The sequence below is a fragment of the Burkholderia sp. SJZ089 genome (assembly GCF_007828315.1).
GTDB classification, from domain to species: domain Bacteria; phylum Pseudomonadota; class Gammaproteobacteria; order Burkholderiales; family Burkholderiaceae; genus Burkholderia; species Burkholderia gladioli.
In genome coordinates this window covers 63466-82816 of record NZ_VIUM01000010.1, presented here as the reverse complement: position 1 = coordinate 82816, position 19351 = coordinate 63466, and the positions used below count along the sequence as shown (strand labels likewise).

Sequence of the window (19351 nt, the reverse complement as noted above, 5' to 3'; positions counted from 1 at the left end):
CTCAGTGCGATTCGTGCGCCTGGCCGAGATACACCAGCGTCAGCATCATGAAGATGAATGCCTGCAACAGAACAATCAGGATGTGGAAGATTGCCCAGACGCTGCCCGCGATCACGTGACCGACGAAACCGAGAACCGTCGCGTCGCCGCCGAAGCTCCACATGCTGCCCAGCAGAGCGATCAGCAGGAACACCAGCTCACCCGCGTACATGTTGCCGAACAGCCGCATGCCGAGCGAAACGGTCTTGGCGACGTATTCGACGATGTTCAACGCAAGGTTCGGGATCCACAGCAGCGGGTGCGCGCCGAACGGTGCCGAGACCAGCTCGTGCGCGAAGCCGCCGACGCCCTTGATCTTGATGCTGTAGTAGAGCATCAGGATGAACACGCCGAGCGCGATGCCGAGCGTGCCGTTCAGGTCGGCGGTGGGGACGATGCGGTGATTGGGGATCACGCCGGCCAGGCCCAGCACGCCGATCACGCGGCCCGGGAGGTCGACGGGGAGGAAGTCGAGGGAGTTCATCAGCAGCACCCAGACGAACACCGTCAGGGCCAGCGGCGCGATGAAGGTGCGGTTGCCGTGCACCACCGCCTTCGATTGATCCTCGACCATCTCGACGATCATCTCGATCAGGCACTGGAAGCGGCCCGGCACGCCCGGCGTGGCCTTGCGAGCAGCAAGGCGCAGCACCAGGATGGTCACGAGACCACAGACGATCGACCAGAACAGCGTATCGAGATTCCACACATGGAAGTCGACGATCGACGTCTGATGCGAGGAGGTGAAGTTCTGCAAGTGGTGCGCAATGTACTCGGACGGATCCAGAGCGTGCGTGCCTTCGCTAGCTGCCATAGTCGTTAATGCCACCCAATTGTCGAAAATCGTTGTTTTACGTATTACCGCAAGAAATTATTGCGGGAACACGAGAGCGCAACCTCGAGTCGAACTGCGATACTTGCACACGATGCGTCGCGTATGCGTCGAAATCCGACATCGATTTGCCGCAAGATGCTTTACCGCCAGGCGAGTGCGAGCCAGTAGGTCTTCAGTGCGACGAGATAGGTGACGAGCAGCGGCACCCAGTGCACGTCCGGGAACCGGAGCGCCACCGCGGTGAACATCGCAATCGTCACGCCCAGCTTCAGCGCCTCGCCGAACATCCAGCCCATCACGGTGTTCGCACCGCCGAACCTCAGTCTCGCTGCAAACACCGCACTCGGTACCCAGCCGATCGCTCCGCCCAGCATTGCCGATTGCGCAGCGGCACCCGGCGACTTTGAAAACAGCCACCACGCCAGCGTTGCAACCAGGGACAAGACCACCTGCGCGATCACCACCCGAAACGGGGTGACGCGAGATGGCCGGCTCACGTCCGGACCGAACAGCGCTTCAGCCTCGGCCCGCGTGAGCGGAACGATATTGTTATCCTGCTGCCCGGCTTCCCAATCGTCTTCCGCGTGTGGAACACCGTGCCGCTGCACGCCAGCGACCTGCTGCGCGTGGCGATGATCGTCGTGCCTGCCTTCCGGCGCTTGACCCGCCATCTTCGTCTTCCGCTAAATCGCCGTAAGCTTCCAGCTTTCAAAAAGCCTTCGGGCTGGCCGTGCTAACAAATCCGAGCGATTGTAAGCGATACCCGCAAGCGATTCAAGGTTTTGCAGGCGACAAAAACACCACGAAATCGCGGCGAGTTGCGTGGAAAATCGCGTCAATTTCCGACGTCAGACAACAGTTGTAAGGTGCTCGGAACGCGCACCTTACAGCTTGTTTTCGTTCCGCTTCGGCAGTCGAAACACCGAACGCGACAGCTAGACGAAATGCAACCAGAGCCCGCCTATCGCGAAGGCGATCAGGCCGAAGGGTATGCACACCAGATGGAACGGTCCCCAGAGGCCCGGCGTCTTCGCCAGGCGCACCGCGATCAGGTTCGCCAGCGAGCCGACCGCGAAACCGAAACCGCCCACGCTGACGCCGAAGGCGAGCGCGCGCCAATCGCCGCCGAACTCGGAAAGCAGGATCGCCGCCGGCACGTTGCTGATGCCCTGCGACAGCACCGCGCCCGCCGTATAAAGGCGAAGCGGCGCGTCCAGGCCGAGCCCGGCCACCGTGTCGTGCACCACCGGCAAGGCCGCCGCGCTGCGCAGCACGATGAACATCAGCACGAAGATCAGCAGCAGCAGCCAGTCGATGCGCAGCACCGCGTCGCGCCGAATCGCCAGCAGCAGCACCGCCACCGCGATCACGCCCGGCACCGCGTAGTGCGCGTCGGCGGCCAGCACGAAGCCCGCGAACAGCACCGCCGCGGTGATCGCGAGCGGCCGGCGCACCGCGTGCGCCTCGGTGTCGCCAGAGAAATCGAGCGGTTTTGAACGGAACATGCAAGCTGCCAGCAAGAGCAGCATCAGCATCGTGATCAGCGCGAGCGGTCCCAGTTCGAGCACGAAGCGACCAAATGACGCACCACTGCGCTGCCAGAGAAACAGGTTCTGGGGATTGCCGAGCGGCGTGGCGATCGAGCCGGCGTTGACGGCGATCGCCAGGCAGATCACCAGCCGCTTGAATGGCAGGGGCGTGAGCCGTTGCAGGGACACCACCAGCGGCACCGCCACGAACAGGGCAACGTCGTTGGTGAGCCAGGTGGCGAGCACGGCCGCGAACACGATCAGCAGCATCGCCAGCGAGCGCTCGCTGCGCACGTGATGCACGATGCGATGCGCGAGCCACATCAGGAAGCCCGACAACTCAAGCGCCTTGGTCACCATCAGCAGGCCGGCCAGCGTGGCGACGGTCTGCCAGTCGACCAGCCGCGCGAGCGCGAGCGCCGGTTGCGGCCGCGCGACCTGCAGCACCACCAGGGCAAGGACGAGGATCGACAGCACCGGCTCGTTCGCGACGAAGGCGAACCAGCGGCGCGGGGCAAGCCACCCGCGAACTTCGCTCATCGGCACCTCAGGCTGCGATATTGCCGCGCAGGCGCAGGAGGATGCCCTCGAGCGCATCGAGATCGCCGAAGTCGATCGTCAATTGCCCGCGGCCGCGGCGGCCCAGCTTGATCTTCACGTTCGAGGCCAGCATGTCGGACAGCTCCTCCTCGAGGCGCCGCGTGTCGCGCCCGCCGTCGTCCTTGGCCTTGGCCTTCAGGGCCGGCGCTTCCTTGGTGGTCTGCGCGACCAGCTTCTCGGTCTCGCGCACCGACAGGCGGCGGTTCACCACCTGGTGAGCCAGCGTGATCTGGGTCGCCGCATCGACGGCCAGCAGCGCGCGCGCGTGGCCCATGTCGAGATCGCCGGCCAGCAGCATGGTCTGCACCGGCGCGGCCAGGTTCAGCAGGCGCAGCAGGTTCGACACGGCGCTGCGCGAGCGCCCCACCGCCTCGGCGGCCTGCTCGTGCGTGAAGCTGAATTCGTCGAGCAGGCGCTGGATGCCATGCGCCTCCTCGAGCGGGTTGAGATCCTCGCGCTGGATGTTCTCGATCAGCGCCATCGCGGCGGCGGCCTGGTCGGTCACCTCCTTGATCAGCACCGGCACCTCGGCGAGCCCGGCCAGGCGGGCGGCCCGGAAGCGGCGTTCGCCGGCGATGATCTCGAAGCGTTCGGCACCGATCGGGCGCACCAGGATCGGCTGCATCACACCCTGCGCACGAATGCTGGCCGCGAGCTCCTGCAGCGCGCCCTCGTCCATGCGCGTGCGCGGCTGGTACTTGCCGGCCTGCAGCTTGTCGAGCGACAGCGTGTTCAGCGCGCCCTCGATCTTCACCGATTCGGTGATGTCGGCGCTGCCGCCGAGCAGGGCTTCGAGCCCGCGTCCCAGACCTTTCTTCTTCGCTACCGCATTCATCGCATTTCCCTCGTTTGCTGGTCCGTTGGCACGACGCGTCAAAGCGCCCTCACCCGCTCGATCATTTCCGCGCCGAACTGCAGGTACGCCTGCGCGCCGCGCGAAGCGCGGTCGAACACCACGCCCGGCAGCCCGTAGCTGGGCGCCTCGGCAAGCCGCACATTGCGCGGAATCACGACATCGAACACCTTGTCGCCGAAGTGCGCCTTCAACTGGTCGGACACCTGCTGCTGCAGCGTGATGCGCGGATCGAACATCACGCGCAGCAGGCCGATCACCTTCAGGTCGCGATTCAGGTTCGCGTGGATCTGCTTGATGGTGTTGACCAGGTCGGACAGCCCTTCCAGCGCGAAGTACTCGCACTGCATCGGGATCACCACGCCGTGCGCCGAGCACAGCCCGTTCAGCGTCAGCAGCGACAGCGCAGGCGGGCAGTCGATCAGCACGAAGTCGTATTGATCGGCGACCTTCTCGAGCGCGGCCTTCAGCTGGCGCTCGCGATTCTCGACGCCGACCAGCTCGATCTCCGCGCCCGCCAGTTCGCGATTCGCCGGCAGCACGTCGTAGTCGAGCGACTCGGGACGCACGCGCGCCTGCTCGATGCTCACGCCATCGACCAGCACCTCGTAGACGGTCGACTCGCAGGCCGCCTTGTCGATGCCGCTGCCCATGGTGGCATTGCCCTGCGGGTCCAGATCGATCAGCAATACGCGCTGCTGCTGGGCAGCGAGACTCGCGGCGAGATTGACTGTCGTCGTCGTCTTGCCGACGCCCCCCTTCTGGTTGGCCACGCAGAAGATTTTTGCCATCGTTGGTTCGTCCCTCTTTTTTAAGACATCGGGCGCGGATTCACCGCGCCCCAATTTCATTGTGCTTCGTCAACGCCGACTTCGATCAGGTGCCGTTCCGCGTCGAGCGCGGGCACCGCGAGCCGAATCGTCTGGCGCACTTGCGAGCCTGCCGGCAGGCGCGAGATCTCGTCTTCGGGCAACACGCCCTTCATCGCCCAGATCGCTCCGCCCGGCGCCACCAGATGCCGCGCGAGCACCACGAAATCCGACAGATCCGCGAAGGCGCGAGAGACGATCACGTCGAACTGGCCCGGTACTTCGTGGCCCGGACGCAGCGATTCCACGCGGCCAGTGACGACCGACAGATTGGCCAGCTTCAGCTCGGCCTTCGCCTGGGTCTGGAATGCGGACTTCTTGTGGACGATATCGTTGAGCGTGACCTGCCAATGCGGGAACACGATCGCCAGCACGATGCCGGGCAGGCCGCCGCCCGAACCGACATCGAGCGCCGTCTTCACATCGAGCTTGCGCAGATGCGGGACGATCGACAGCGAATCGAGGATGTGCTGGATCAGCATCTGCCGCGGGTCGCGAATCGCGGTCAGGTTGTAGACCGCATTCCACTTGCCGAGCAGCGCCACGTAGTCGAGCAGCTTGTCGACCTGCGCCTGTTCGAGTTCGATGCCGAGCGAATCGAGTCCCTGGCTCAGCAGATCATGCAGCGCCTCGCGGGACGAGCCCGCCACCGGTTGCCGCGCTGTCATTGCTGGGTCGGGACGTTGCTGCCCCCTGCTTCGCCCGCGCCGTTCGCGCTCGACGCGCCGCGACGGCCCAGGCCGCGCTTCAGGTGCACCATCAGTAGCGAGATCGCCGCCGGCGTGATGCCCGAGATCCGTGACGCCTGGCCGATCGTTTCGGGACGATGCTGGTTCAGTTTTTGACGTGCCTCGAAGGACAGGCCACGCACTTCGGCGTAGTCGATGCCTTCCGGCAGACGGGTATTTTCATGCGCGCCGTTGCGCTCGATCTCGCCAGCCTGGCGCTCGATGTAACCCTGGTACTTGATGCCGATCTCGATCTGTTCCTCGATCTGCGCCAACAGCACCGGATCCTCGGCGAGCGGCTCTGCCGGCCCGCACTCTCCCCCGCGCAGACCGCAGACGCCGGCATAACTCACGCCGGGGCGACGCAGCAATTCCGCCAGGCTGTACTCGTGATCGATCGCCTTGCCGAGCAGCGCCGTCGCCTCTTCCACGGGCAAGGTCTTCGGCGTCACCCAGGTTGAACGCAGACGTTCGGTTTCACGTGAAACAGCATCGCGCTTGCGCGAGAACGCATCCCAGCGTGCGTCGTCGACCACACCCAGTTCACGACCGATTTCGGTCAGGCGCATGTCGGCATTGTCTTCACGCAGGCTCAGGCGATACTCGGCGCGGCTGGTGAACATCCGATAAGGCTCGGACACACCGCGTGTAACCAGATCGTCGACCAGCACGCCCAGATAGGCCTCGTCGCGACGCGGGCACCAGGCATCCTTCTCCTGGGCATAACGGCCGGCGTTGATACCCGCCAGCAGCCCTTGCGCGGCCGCCTCTTCATAACCCGTCGTGCCATTGATCTGGCCCGCGAAGAACAGGCCTTCGATTGCCTTGGTTTCCAGCGAAGCCTTCAGCCCGCGCGGATCGAAGTAGTCATACTCGATTGCATAACCGGGACGCAGGATGTGCGCATGCTCGAGGCCGCGCATCGAATGCACCAGGTCGAGCTGCACGTCGAACGACAGGCTGGTCGAGATCCCATTCGGGTAGAACTCGTTGGTGGTCAGCCCTTCCGGTTCGAGGAAGATCTGGTGCGAGTCCTTCGAGGCAAAGCGGTGAATCTTGTCCTCGATCGACGGGCAATAACGCGGGCCAACACCCTCGATCACGCCGGTGTACATCGGCGAGCGATCGAGGCCGCTGCGGATGATGTCGTGCGTGCGCTCGTTGGTATGCGTGACCCAGCACGGCATCTGGCGCGGGTGCATCTCGACGCGGCCCAGGAACGAGAACACCGGCACCGGATCGAGGTCGCCCGGCTGCTCCTCGAGCTTCGAGAAGTCGATCGATCGGCCATCGATACGCGGCGGCGTACCGGTCTTGAGCCGGCCTTGCGGTAGCTTCAGTTCCTTGAGGCGCGAGGAAAGCGAGACGGCGGCAGGATCCCCTGCCCGGCCACCCGTGTGATTATTGAGGCCGACGTGGATCTTGCCGTCGAGGAAGGTGCCGGCGGTCAGTACCACGGCGCGCGCCCGGAAGCGAATGCCGATCTGCGTCACCGCGCCAACCACGCGTTCACCTTCGACGATCAGGTCGTCGACGGCTTGCTGGAACAACCAGAGATTCGGCTGATTCTCGAGACGGCTGCGGATCGCCTGCTTGTAGAGCAGACGGTCGGCCTGGGCTCGCGTGGCGCGCACGGCCGGGCCCTTGGACGAATTCAGGATCCGAAACTGGATGCCGGCTTCGTCGGTGGCAATTGCCATGGCGCCGCCGAGCGCATCGACTTCCTTGACCAAGTGGCCCTTGCCGATCCCGCCAATCGACGGGTTGCAGCTCATCTGGCCAAGCGTTTCGATATTGTGGGTCAGCAGCAGCGTTTTCACGCCCATGCGTGCGGCAGCCAAAGCGGCTTCCGTACCGGCGTGACCGCCGCCGACGACGATCACGTCAAATTCAGTGGGATAAAGCATTGCGGATTTCGCGTCAGAACGTACGCGAACCTGAGAGAGAAGTATGGGGCGAATTATAGCGGGTTCGCTTTTGGCCCGAATATCGATCGAACAGCCGATCAACAAAAACGGCGTGTTTCACGTGAAACACGCCGCATTTTCCCAACACCTCCGGCGCTTCCAAGCGCCCTGCTCGCTCGATTTCAGCCTGACTTCCGAGCCAGCCCAAGATAGCTGTCGATCACGCGAGGGTTCTGCGCCAGCTCCGCTGCCGGTCCATCGAGCACGAATTCACCAGTTTCGAGGACATAGGCGTAATCGGAGATCTGCAAGGCCGCGCGTGCATTCTGCTCGATCAATAGCGTGGCCACGCCGGTTCCCCGCAGCGCGCTGATGATATGGAAAATTTCCTTGACGATCAGGGGCGCGAGCCCAAGGCTGGGCTCATCGAGCATCAGCAGGTCGGGTTTTCCCATCAGCGCGCGACCGACCGCGAGCATCTGGCGCTCCCCGCCAGACAGCGTACCGGCCGCCTGCTTGCGGCGCTCCTTCAAACGCGGAAACAGCGTGAACACCGGGTCGAGCTGGTCGAGATAGCGCGCCTCGCCAGCCTGCTTGCGACGATAGGCGCCCAGCACCAGGTTGTCCTCGACCGACATCGTCCCGAACAGCTCACGCTTCTCCGGCACCAGGCACATGCCGCGCGCCACGCGCAACTCGACCGGCAAGGCGCCAACCGCCTCACCCCGATAACGCACCATCCCGCTCGCCCGCCCCGCTACCGGCAGCGCACCCATGATCGCGTTCAGCAGCGTGGACTTGCCGGCGCCATTCGGCCCGATCACGCTGACGATCTGCCCCGGCGCAACGCGGATCGCCGCGCCGTGCAGCGCCTCGACCTTGCCGTAACGCACCGACAAGCCATCGACTTCGAGAATTGGCGCCACGGCCGACACTTTCGCTTGCATCGCGTCCATCATCACTCCACCCCGCCGAGATAGGCTTCGAGCACCGCCGGATCCTGCCTCACCTCCTCGGGCAAGCCCTCGGCGATGCGCGTGCCGAACTCCATCACCACCAGCCGATCGGTCAGGTTCATCACGAAGTCCATGTCGTGTTCGACCAGCAGCACGCTGATCCCCTCGTCGCGCAGCTTGCGCAGCAACCCGGCCAGTTGCTGCTTCTCCAGGTAGCGCAGCCCTGCCGCCGGCTCGTCCAGCAACAGCAGCGTCGGATCGCAGCACAAGGCCCGCGCGATCTCGACGATCCGTTGCTGGCCCAGCGCCAGACTGCCCGCTTCCTCATGCATCTGTGCCTCCAGCCCGACCCGGCGAATCTGTGCCGCCGCCTCGGCCAGCAGTCGCCCCTCCTCTCGCGCATTGAGCCGCGCGATGCTGCGCCAGATGCCGGTCGAGCCACGCAGATGCGCGCCCAGCGCGACGTTCTCGAGCACCGTCATGCCCGGCAGCAGCTTCACATGCTGGAAAGTCCGGCCGATCCCGCGCCGCACGATTTCACGTGAAACAAGCCCGTCGATGCGCTCGCCGCGGAAGCGAATCGAGCCGCCATTCGCGCGCAGCACGCCTGTCACCAGGTTGAAGGTGGTCGACTTGCCGGCGCCGTTCGGGCCGATCAGGCCCACGATCTGGCCCGCTTTGACCTCGAAGCTGACGTCGTTGACGGCCACCAGCCCACCGAAAGTCTTGCGGACCTGCTCCACCACCAGCAGCGCTTCGCCGGCCGCGGGCCGCTCGCGCCGCGGCAGCGGGTCGGCGTGATCCGGCACCGCCAGCCGCGGGCCACGCGGAAAACGCCTGGCGAGGAACGGCCAGACGCCGTCGCGCGCGGTCTGCAGCAGCACCACCATCACCACGCCAAACACGATGATTTCGAAGTTGCCGTCCTGCCCGAGCAGACGCGGCAGCAGCGATTGCAGCCAGTCCTGCAGCACGGTGAGAATCGCGGCGCCGAGCACGGCCCCCCAGACATGCGCCACGCCGCCTACCACGGCCATGAACAGGAACTCGATGCCGTGATTGAGCCCGAACGGCGTGGGATTCACGGCGCGCTGCAGGTGCGCGTAGAGGAAGCCCGAAACGGAAGCCAGCACGGCCGCGTAGACGAAGATCAGCACGCGCATCCAGGCCGTATTGACGCCCATCGCCTCGGCCATCACGCCGCCGCCGCGCAGTGCGCGGATCGCGCGGCCGGGCCGGCTGTTCAGCAGGTTGCGCACCGAGACGATGGCCGCGATCACCACCAGCCAGATCAGGTAATAGAGGCTGCGGCCGGTATCGAGCGTGATGCCGAACACGTGCAGCGCCGGGATGCCGTTGATGCCGTCGTACTTGCCGAGCAGATCGAGATTGCCGAACAGGTAGAACAGCGCGAGCCCCCAGGCGATCGTGCCGAGCGGCAGGAAGTGGCCCGACAGGCGCATGGTCACGGCGCCGAGCACCAGCGCCACCACGGCCGTGACGATCACGCCGGCGATCAGGCCGAGCCAGGGCGACAGTCCGTAGCCGGTGCTCAGCAGCGCGGTGGCGTAGGCGCCGATGCCGACGAAGGCGGCCTGGCCGAAGCTCGTCATGCCGCCCACGCCGGTGAGCAGCACCAGCCCGATCGCGACGATCGAATACAGGCCGATGTAGTTCAGCAGCGTCACCCAGTACTCGGGGATGCGCAGCACGCCGGGCAGCACCGGCAGCGCGAACAGCACGATCGCGAAGGCCCAGAACAGGCGGTTGTGGAACAGGGCTCTCATCGCCTCAGGCCTCCTCTTCGTCGTGCCGTGGGCTGGCCAGGCTGCGCCAGAGCAGCACCGGGATGATCAGCGTGAAGACGATCACCTCCTTGTAGGCGCTGGCCCAGAACGAGGAATACGATTCGAGCAGGCCGACCAGCAGGGCGCCGGCCGCCGCCAGCGGATAGCTCACCAGCCCGCCCAGGATCGCGCCGACGAAACCCTTCAGGCCGATCAGGAAGCCCGAGTCGTAGTAGATCGTCGTCAGCGGCCCCACCAGCACGCCCGACAGCACGCCGAGCGCGGCCGACAAGGTGAAGGCCAGGCGCCCCGCCTGGCTGGTGCCGATGCCCACCAACTGCGCGCCGAGCCGGTTCACCGAGGTCGCGCGCAGCGCCTTGCCGGCGATCGTGCGGCCGAAATACAGCGCGAGCGCCGCGATCATCACCAGCGCCGTGATCACCACCACCACGCTCTGCACCGACACCGACTGCGCGCCGATCGCGAGCTGCGCGTCGGAAAACGGCGTGGTGCGCGAACCCTCCGCACCGAACATCACCAGGCCGAGCCCGACCATCGCGAAGTGCACGGCCACCGAGACGATCAGCAGCACCAGGGTGCTGGCCTCGGCGATCGGCTGGTAGGCCAGGCGGTAGATGAAGCGCCCCATCGGCACCACGATCGCCAGCGTCAGGGCAATCTGCGCGAGCATCGGCAGGGCCAGCGCGGCGACGGCATGCGCCAGCGCGAACAGCGCCAGCGGCAGCAGCACGCAGCGCCCCGCCAGCGTGGAGAGCGTGCGGCCGAGCTGGTGGCGCCGCTCGCGATGCCGGATCAGCACGGCGACCTCGAGCACGAAGCAGGCGATGCCGAGCACCACCAGCAGCCAGCAGGTGGCCGGAAACTTCCGCGTCTGCAGGGCCGCGAGCGTGAGCGCGCCATAGGCGACGAACTCGCCTTGCGGGATGAAGATCACGCGCGTGACGGAGAACACCAGCACCAGGGCCAGCGCGAGCAGCGCGTAGATCGCGCCGGTCGTGATGCCGTCCTGCGCGAGGATCAGCGCAATCGAAAGGTCCATACGGTCGGTTTCAGGTTGGATCGGGAATCGGGAACGAGATGGGCGGCATGGCCAAGCCCACCGCCGTTATCGAGTCGGGAACAGGAGCAAGGACGGGGCCAAGGGCCGCCCCGCCCCTCACGTGTTTCCACGTGAAACTCAACGGCGCGGCCCCCTCGCTTATTCCATCGGCGCGGCACACGGATGCGGCCTCAATCGGCCTGCAGCTTCCACTTGCCGTCGACGATCTGCACCATCACGCGGGCGCGCGCATCGAAGCCGTTGTGATCGGCGGGCGTGGTGTTGAACACGCCATGCGAGGCCGGCACGTTGCGCAGGTTCTCGAGCGCCGTGCGCAGGGCTTCGCGGAAGGCCGGCGTGCCCGGCTTGGCCGTCTTCAGCGCCTCGGGAATCGCCCGCTGCAGCATCTGCCCGGCGTCCCACATATGGCCGCCGAAGGTCGACAGCGAGCCGGCGCCGTAAGCGCCCTCGTAGGCCGCCTTGTAGGCCAGTGCCGGGATCTTGACCGGGTTCGAATCGGGCAACTGCTCGGCCACCAGCATCGGGCCGGCCGGCAGCAGTTCGCCGTCGCAGTCCTTGCCGCAGACGCGCAGGAAGTCGTTGTTGGCGACGCCGTGCGTCTGGTAGACCTTGCCCGCGTAACCGCGCTCCTTGAGCGTCTTCGCCGGCAACGCGGCCGGCGTGCCGGCGCCGGCGATCAACACCGCGTCGGGCCGGGCGGCCAGCAGCTTGAGCACCTGCCCCGTCACCGAGGTGTCGTTGCGCGCGTAGCGCTCGCTGGCCACCAGCTTCAGGCCGTTCGCGGCCGCCGCCGCCGTGAACACGTTCGACCAGCCGTCGCCGTAGGCATCGGCGAAGCCGATGAAGCCCACCGTCTTCACGCCGTGCGCGGCCATGTAGCCGGCGATCGCGTCGGCCATCAGCCGATCGTTCTGCGGCGTCTTGAACACCCAGGCGCGCTTCGCGTCCATCGGCGCGATGATCTGCGCGCTGGCCGCCAGCGAGATCATCGGCGTGCGGCCTTGCGCGGCCACGTCGATCATCGCCAGCGAGTTCGGCGTGATGGTCGAGCCGACGATCGCATCGACATGCTCCTCGTCGATCAGCTTGCGCGCGTTCTGCACCGCGCGGCTGCTGTCCGAGGCGTCGTCGAGCACCAGGTAGCTGACCGCTTGCCCGCCGATCGTCTTCGGCAGCAGCGCCACCGTGTTCTTCTCCGGAATCCCGAGCGAGGCGCCCGGCCCGGTCGCCGACACCGTCACCCCGATCCTCACCTGCGCGAACGCGGCCGTCACGCCGCAAACCAGCCCCAGCGCGAGCGCCGCCCGCGTCCATGTCCCGATCTTCATGTCCTGCCTCCACGCTACCCGCTTCGCCTTGTTGTCGTCGTCGCCGACGGCGTGCCGGGCCTGTCTCCACCCTGCCCCGCCGGCGCCCCTCCATCCGCGCTCGCCAACTGGTTGCGCGGACAACAAAAAAGGGCGCGTCCCGAAGCACGCGCCCTGTTTCGATGATTTGCCCTTGCCTCGCTCCGGCTAGTTCTGCACGAGCTTCCAGCGCCCGCCGACGATCTCGACCATCACGCGTGCCCGCGCATCGAGCCCGTTGTGGTCGGTCGCCGTCAGGTTGAACACGCCATGCGCGCCGGGCAGCTTTTGTACCTGTTCGAGCGCGCCGCGCAAGGCTGTGCGGAAAGCCGGCGTGCCGGGCTGGCCGGCCTTCAGCGCGAGCGGAATCGCCTCGCGCAGCAGCAGGCCCGCATCCCAGGCATGGCCGCCGAAGGTCGACACCGAGCCGGCGCCATAGGCGCGCTCGTAGGCGCTCTGATAGGCCAGCGCGGAGGCCTTCACGGGGTTCGTATCGGGCAGCTGCGCGGCCACCAGGATCGGCCCGGCAGGCAGGTAGGTCCCCTCGCAATCGGCCCCGCACACGCGCAGGAAATCGTTGTTGGCGACGCCGTGCGTCTGGTAGATCGCGCCGCGATAACCGCGCGACTTCAGCGTGCTCTGCGGCAGTGCGGCCGGCGTGCCGGCGCCGGCGATCAGCACCGCGTCGGGCCGGGCGGCCATCACCTTGAGCACCTGCCCCGTCACCGAGGTATCGCTGCGCGCGTAGCGCTCGCTGGCCACCACCTGCAGCTTGCGCGCGGCGGCGGCCTGGCCGAAGGACTTGAACCAGCTCTCGCCATAGGCGTCGGCGAAACCGATCAAGCCTACCGTCCTGAGCCCGCGCCGCGCCATGTGCTCGGCGATCGCATCGGCCATCAGTTGATCGTTCTGCGGCGTCTTGAACACCCAGGCACGCTTGGCATCCATCGGCTCGACGATCGAGGCCGCCGCGGCCAGCGAGATCATCGGCGTGCCGGTCTGCGCGGCGATGTCGATCATCGCCAGCGAGTTCGGCACCACGCTCGAGCCGATCACGGCATCGACCTTGTCCTCGCTCGCCAGCTTGCGAAAGTTCTTCACGGCCTGGGTCGGATCGGTGGCGTCGTCGAGCACGATGTAGTCGATCTTCTGGCCGCCGGCTTCCCTGGGCAGCAGCGCGATGCTGTTCTTCTCGGGAATGCCGAGCGAGGCCGCCGGGCCCGTGGCCGATACCGTCACGCCGATCCGCACGTCGGCCCGCGCATCCTGCCGTGCCAGCGTCCCGACAAGGATAAGGGCAAGGGCCGTGCCGATCGCGACCCGCCGCCTGACTCCATTCATGCCGTGATTCTCCAAGAGAACAAGATCGGGGCCGGCTTCGCTCGGGCCGCTTTCCCCGACCGATCGGTCGGGGAAAGCCGAGTGTAGCGAGGGCGCACGCACGCCACAAACCGGGTTAGCCCGTAGGCCAAGTGCAAGCTGGGACAGGATGAGAGGCATGGCTCGCGGCGCGGGTGGATCCGCTCGAGACGACAGACGGCAAGCCGGGGCGAAGCGCAAACGGAAGGGATGATCGGGCGAACCCGCCGCACGAAGGTGCAATGAAAAAGCGCTGTTGGATTCCGTCCAACAGCGCTTTGGGGCCGGGCACTTTGTGCCTCGATTGTCTCCTCGTTCTCCACCTGCAAATTCGTTTCGCGGTGCATCAGAACTGGAACGAAGATTAAACAAGCCCAGAATATGGAGCAACCTAGCATTTACCCCTATGGTGCATCGCCGCACGGAAATTGGGCACGATTCCCGGTGAGGAGGCAGTGATTTGAGCGGCGTTGGCGCGCTTTTCGCGCAGCTTGCCGCCCGCGCCATGTCGCGTTTTGCCGCTGCGCATCACGAGGCTCGCAAGGGTTTCACGCGCGCCACGATCTCGCCGACGATGCCGCGCCGGAACGCCAGCACGCAGGCGATGAAGATGATGCCGGTGACGATCGAGGTCGACTCGCCGAGCGAGCGGAACCACTCGACGCCGGTCAGCGAGGCCAGCGCGCTGCCGATATCGCCGAGCCGCTCCTCCAGCGCCACGATCAGCGCCGCGCCGAGCAACGGGCCGAACAGCGTGCCCATGCCGCCCACCAGGGTCATCAGGATCACCAGGCCCGACATGGTCCAGTAGGCGTCGCCCAGCGTCTCGAAGCCGAGCACCACCACCTTCAGCGAGCCGGCCAGGCCCGCCAGCGCCGCCGACAGCACGAAGGCCAGCAGCTTGAAGCGGTCGGTGTCGTAGCCCAGCGAGATCGCGCGCGGCTCGTTCTCCTTGATCGCGACCAGCACCTGCCCGAAGGGCGAATGGACGATGCGCACGATCAGCATCGCGGCCAGCGCCACCACCACCAGGATCACGTAATAGAGCGCGAGGTCCGAGGACAGGTCGAGCAGGCCGAACAGCCGGCCGCGCGGCACGCCCTGCAAGCCGTCCTCGCCGTGCGTGAAGGGCGCCTGCAGGTAGACGAAGTACAGCATCTGCGCGAAGGCCAGCGTGATCATCGCGAAGTAGATGCCCTGCCGGCGGATCGCGAACAAGCCCACCACCAGCCCCACCACGGTGGCCGCCGCGGTGCCGGCCAGCACGCCCAGCTCGGGCGTGGCGCCGAGCGTCTGGATCGTGTAGCCGCTCAGGTAGCCGGCGGTGGCGAGGAACATCGCATGGCCGAAGGACAGCAGGCCCGTGTAGCCGATCAGCAGGTTGAAGGCCGCCGCGAACAGCGCGAAACACATCACCTTCATCACGAACAGCGGATAGGCGCCGGTCAGCGGCGCCAGCGCGAGGCCGGCCAGCAGCAGGCCGTAGAGCACTTTTCTGGGCATCATCTTTCCTTGCCGAACAGGCCGGCCGGGCGCACCAGCAGCACCAGGGCCATGATCACGAACACCACGGTGGCCGAGGCCTCGGGATAGAACACGCGCGTGAAGCCCTCGATCACGCCGAGCAGCAGGCCGGTGAGGATCGAGCCGAGGATCGAGCCCATCCCGCCGATCACCACCACCGCGAACACGGTGATGATCATCGGCTGCCCCATCAGCGGCGAGACCTGGATCACCGGCGCGGCCAGCACGCCGGCGAAGGCCGCCAGCGCCACGCCGAAGCCGTAGGTGAGCGTGATCATGAGCGGCACGTTCACGCCGAAGGCCTCGACCAGCTTCGGGTTCTCGGTGCCGGCGCGCAGGTAGGCGCCCAGCCGCGTCTTCTCGATCACGAACCAGGTGGCCAGGCACACCGTCAGCGAGGCCACCACCACCCAGGCGCGATAGTTCGGCAGGTACATGAAGCCGAGGTCGGTGGCGCCGGACAGCAGCGCGGGCACGTCGTAGGGCTGGCCCGAGGCGCCGTAGATCGAGCGGAACACGCCCTCGATCACCAGCGTGATGCCGAAGGTCAGCAGCAGCCCGTAGAGATGGTCGAGCCGGTAGAGCCAGCGCAGCATGCTGCGCTCGATCAGGATCCCGAACAGACCGGTGACGAGCGGCGCGAGCACCAGCATCGCCCAATACGGCAGCGAGAAGTAGTTCAGGCCCATCCACGCCAGCATCGCGCCGAGCATGAACAGCGCGCCGTGCGCGAAGTTGATCACGTTGAGCAGCCCGAAGATCACCGCCAGCCCGAGGCTCAGGATCGCGTAGAACGAGCCGTTGACGAGGCCGAGCAGCAACTGGCTCAGCATCGCCGACAACGGAATGCCAAAGATATTCATCGAAACTGCCGTCCGTAAGAGAGGCAGGCAGGGCGCGGCGCCCGGCTCGTTCGCCAACCCGGCGCCGCGCCCTGCCCTGACACGAAGTCCTTACTTCCAGAGCGCGCAGCGCGACTCCTGCTTGGTCCCGAAGGCCTGCTCGCCGGGAATGGTCGCGAGGATCTTGTAGTAATCCCAAGGTTCCTTCGATTCCGACGGCTTCTTCACTTCCATCAGGTACATGTCGTGGATCATGCTGCCGTCCGCGCGCACGTAGCCCTTGGCGTAGAAGTCGTCGATCTTCTGCTTCTTCAACTGCGCCATCACCTTGTCGGCATCGGTCGAGCCGACCGCCTGCACCGCCTTCAGGTAGGTGGTCACCGAGGAATAATCGGCCGCCTGCAGGCTGGAAGGCATCTTCTTGGTCTTGGCGAAGTAGCGCTGCGCCCACTGGCGCGAGGCCGCGTCGCGGTTCCAGTACCAGCTGTCGGTCAGCACCAGCCCCTGGGTGGTTTCCAGGCCCAGGCTGTGGATGTCATCGATGAACACCAGCAACGCGGCCAGCTTCATGCTCTTGGTGATGCCGAATTCCTTGGCCGCCTTGATCGAGTTGACGGTGTCGCCGCCGGCGTTCGCCAGGCCCAGGATCTGCGCCTTGGAAGCCTGCGCCTGCAGCAGGAAGGAGGAGAAGTCCGAGGCCGACAGCGGATGGCGCACCGCGCCCAGCACCTGCCCGCCGTTGGCCTTCACCACGTCCGAGGTGTTCTTCTCGAGCGCCTTGCCGAAGGCGTAGTCGGCGGTCAGGAAGAACCAGGTCTTGCCGCCCTGCTTGGTGACCGCCGAGCCGGTGCCCTTGGCCAGCGCCATGGTGTCGTAGGCGTAGTGGACCGTGTAGGGCGTGCACTGCTCGTTGGTGAGCGTGTCGGCGCCGGCGCCGATGTTGATGTAGACGCGCTTCTTCTCGCCCGCCACCTGGTTCATCGCCAGCGCGGTGGCCGAGTTGGTGCCGCCCACCAGCAGGTCGAGCCCCTCGCGGTCCATCCACTCGCGCGCCTTCGAGGCGGCGATGTCAGCCTTGTTCTGGTGGTCCGCGTAGACGAGCTCGATCGGCTTGCCGTTCACCTTGCCGCCGAAGTCGGCGATCGCCATGCGGATCGCCTCCAGCCCGCCCTGCCCGTCGATGTCGGCATACAGGCCCGACAGGTCGGTGATGAAGCCGATCTTCACCGAATCGGCCGCGGCATGGGCGGTGCCGGCGGTGGCAGCCACCGCCAGCGTGGCAGACAGGCACGCGCGCGCGAGGGTCTTCAGTTTCATTGACGTCTCCTGGTGATGCGTTGTGGTTGTAGGTCGGGCAATCGCGGCCACCGCGAGCGCGGCTCGAGGCCGGGCGCCGGCCCGTGCGGCGCATACGACAGGCAGACGGCGCGAGCTGCTCGGCCTCAGACGCCGAGCAGCTCGTGCAGCACGCTCATCTTGCCCTGCAGCTGCGCCGCGTCGAAGTGCTCGACGATGCGCCCATGCTCCATCACGTAGAAACGGTCGGCCAGCGGCGCGGCGAAACGGAAGTTCTGCTCGACCATCACGATCGTGTAGCCGCGCGCCTTCAGCGCCAGGATCATGCGCGCCAGCGTCTGCACGATCACCGGCGCGAGGCCCTCGGAAATCTCGTCGAGCAGCAGCAGGTTGGCGCCGGTGCGCAGGATCCGCGCCACCGCCAGCATCTGCTGCTCGCCGCCCGACAGGCGCGTGCCCTGGCTGTGCCGGCGCGTGGCGAGGTTCGGAAACAGCGCGTAGATCTCGTCCAGCGGCATGGCGTGCTCGCGCGGGCCCACCGCGGGCGGCAACAGCAGGTTCTCCTCGCAGGACAGGCTGGCGAAGATGCCGCGTTCCTCGGGGCAGTAGCCCACGCCGCGATGCGCGATGCGATGCGTGGCCAGCTCGATGGCCTCGGCGCCGGCGATGCGGATCGAGCCGCGCCGCCGCCCGGTCAGGCCCATGATCGCGCGCAGCGTGGTGGTGCGGCCCGCGCCGTTGCGCCCGAGCAGGGTGACCACCTCGCCGCGCGCCACGCTCAGGTCCACGCCGTGCAGGATGTGCGATTCGCCGTACCAGGCCTCGAGATCGCGGATCTCCAGCGCGGGCACCTCGGCATGCGCCGCCGCATCGAGCGCGGCCGCCGTCGCGCCCTGCAGCACGCCGCCCAGTTCCGGTTCCATGCGCGGGCCCTGGCTCATCCGTGCGCTCCCGTCAGGCTCGTGTCCGCGCTGCCCATGTAGGCCTCGATCACCAGCGGGTTCTTCGATACTTCGGCATACGTACCTTCGGCCAGCACCTCGCCGCGCTGCAGGACGGTGATGGTGTCGGAGATGCCGGCGATCACGTTCATGTTGTGCTCGACCATCAGGATGGTGCGGCCGCTGGAGACCTTCTTGATCAGCGCCGTGACGCGGTCGACGTCCTCGTGGCCCATGCCCTGGGTCGGCTCGTCGAGCAGCATCAGCTCGGGCTCCATCGCCAGGGTGGTGGCGATCTCCAGCGCGCGCTTGCGGCCATAGGCGAGCTCGACGGTCGGCACGTGGGCGAAGTCGGTCAGGCCGACCTCGGTGAGCAGGTCCATGGCGCGATCGTCGAGGCGGCGCAGGCTGCGTTCACTGCGCCAGAAATGGAACTCGGTGCCGAGCTGCCGCTGCAGGCCCACGCGCACGTTCTGCAGCGCGGTGAGATGCGGGAACACCGCCGAGATCTGGAACGAGCGGATGATGCCGCGCCGCGCCACCTGCGAGGGGCGCTCGCGCGTGATGTCGATGCCGTTGTAGACGATCTGACCGGCGCTGGGCTTGAGGAACTTGGTGAGCAGGTTGAAGCAGGTGGTCTTGCCGGCGCCGTTCGGGCCGATCAAGGCGTGGATCGAGCCGCGCCGCACGCGCAGGTTCACGCCGCCGACGGCGGTGAAGCCGCGGAATTCCTTCGTGAGCCCGCGCGTCTCGAGTATGGTGTCGCCGAGAATCATGTCCGCTTCCGTCCGATATGACGCGAAACACCGAAACATCTCGCGCGAGCGGCCGCTGCGTCCTCGTGTTGCGAGGCCAGCCC

General features: G+C 66.5%; 17 protein-coding genes. All 17 read right to left on the bottom strand.

The features are described 5' to 3' along the window. Window position 1: 1 nt before the first annotated feature. A complete protein-coding gene (gene atpB, locus FB600_RS19510; protein WP_096749960.1) occupies window positions 2-853 on the bottom strand; it encodes a F0F1 ATP synthase subunit A in 852 nt (283 codons plus the stop codon). A 161-nt stretch (window positions 854-1014) separates the two neighbouring features. Continuing rightward, a complete protein-coding gene (locus FB600_RS19505; protein WP_096749961.1) occupies window positions 1015-1545 on the bottom strand; it encodes an ATP synthase subunit I in 531 nt (176 codons plus the stop codon). A 264-nt stretch (window positions 1546-1809) separates the two neighbouring features. Continuing rightward, complete coding sequence (locus FB600_RS19500; protein ID WP_046580203.1) at window positions 1810-2943, bottom strand: SLC13 family permease; 1134 nt, start codon at window positions 2941-2943, stop codon at window positions 1810-1812. A gap of 7 nt (window positions 2944-2950) precedes the next feature. Further along, a complete protein-coding gene (locus tag FB600_RS19495; RefSeq protein ID WP_013696166.1) occupies window positions 2951-3838 on the bottom strand; it encodes a ParB/RepB/Spo0J family partition protein in 888 nt (295 codons plus the stop codon). A gap of 38 nt (window positions 3839-3876) precedes the next feature. Further along, a complete protein-coding gene (locus FB600_RS19490) occupies window positions 3877-4647 on the bottom strand; it encodes a ParA family protein (protein WP_013696165.1) in 771 nt (256 codons plus the stop codon). Window positions 4648-4703: 56 nt separating this feature from the next. Next, a complete protein-coding gene (gene rsmG, locus FB600_RS19485) occupies window positions 4704-5393 on the bottom strand; it encodes a 16S rRNA (guanine(527)-N(7))-methyltransferase RsmG (RefSeq protein ID WP_096749962.1) in 690 nt (229 codons plus the stop codon). Beyond that, a complete protein-coding gene (gene mnmG / locus FB600_RS19480; protein WP_145757287.1) occupies window positions 5390-7360 on the bottom strand; it encodes a tRNA uridine-5-carboxymethylaminomethyl(34) synthesis enzyme MnmG in 1971 nt (656 codons plus the stop codon). The genes rsmG and mnmG overlap by 4 nt, the downstream gene beginning before the upstream one ends. Before the next feature lie 182 nt (window positions 7361-7542). Then, window positions 7543-8319 carry an ABC transporter ATP-binding protein gene (locus tag FB600_RS19475; protein WP_096749964.1) on the bottom strand — a complete coding sequence of 259 codons (777 nt, stop codon included), beginning with the start codon at window positions 8317-8319 and terminating at the stop codon, window positions 7543-7545. After that, window positions 8319-10103 carry an ABC transporter permease subunit gene (locus tag FB600_RS19470; protein WP_098153474.1) on the bottom strand — a complete coding sequence of 595 codons (1785 nt, stop codon included), beginning with the start codon at window positions 10101-10103 and terminating at the stop codon, window positions 8319-8321. Before FB600_RS19470 ends, FB600_RS19475 begins: the two co-directional genes overlap by 1 nt. A 4-nt stretch (window positions 10104-10107) precedes the next feature. Continuing rightward, a complete protein-coding gene (locus tag FB600_RS19465) occupies window positions 10108-11163 on the bottom strand; it encodes a branched-chain amino acid ABC transporter permease (RefSeq protein ID WP_096749966.1) in 1056 nt (351 codons plus the stop codon). 191 nt (window positions 11164-11354) lie between these two features. Then, the gene (locus FB600_RS19460; protein ID WP_036035247.1) at window positions 11355-12512 is read right to left on the bottom strand and encodes an ABC transporter substrate-binding protein; all 1158 of its coding nucleotides are present in this window, start codon (window positions 12510-12512) and stop codon (window positions 11355-11357) included. A gap of 186 nt (window positions 12513-12698) precedes the next feature. Beyond that, on the bottom strand, window positions 12699-13871 hold the full coding sequence (locus tag FB600_RS19455) for an ABC transporter substrate-binding protein (RefSeq protein ID WP_096749968.1): 1173 nt from the start codon (window positions 13869-13871) through the stop codon (window positions 12699-12701). A 546-nt stretch (window positions 13872-14417) separates the two neighbouring features. After that, the gene (locus FB600_RS19450; protein ID WP_164467568.1) at window positions 14418-15392 is read right to left on the bottom strand and encodes a branched-chain amino acid ABC transporter permease; all 975 of its coding nucleotides are present in this window, start codon (window positions 15390-15392) and stop codon (window positions 14418-14420) included. Beyond that, complete coding sequence (locus FB600_RS19445) at window positions 15392-16276, bottom strand: branched-chain amino acid ABC transporter permease (RefSeq protein ID WP_013696156.1); 885 nt, start codon at window positions 16274-16276, stop codon at window positions 15392-15394. The genes FB600_RS19450 and FB600_RS19445 overlap by 1 nt, the downstream gene beginning before the upstream one ends. 90 nt (window positions 16277-16366) lie before the next feature. Then, entirely contained in the window at window positions 16367-17572 is a 1206-nt protein-coding gene (locus FB600_RS19440) for an ABC transporter substrate-binding protein (RefSeq protein WP_013696155.1), read from the bottom strand. Window positions 17573-17697: 125 nt separating this feature from the next. Next, window positions 17698-18492, bottom strand: a complete 795-nt coding sequence (locus FB600_RS19435) for an ABC transporter ATP-binding protein (RefSeq protein WP_244117746.1) — start codon at window positions 18490-18492, stop codon at window positions 17698-17700. After that, window positions 18489-19268 carry an ABC transporter ATP-binding protein gene (locus tag FB600_RS19430; RefSeq protein WP_013696153.1) on the bottom strand — a complete coding sequence of 260 codons (780 nt, stop codon included), beginning with the start codon at window positions 19266-19268 and terminating at the stop codon, window positions 18489-18491. The genes FB600_RS19435 and FB600_RS19430 overlap by 4 nt, the downstream gene beginning before the upstream one ends. Window positions 19269-19351: the final 83 nt, after the last annotated feature.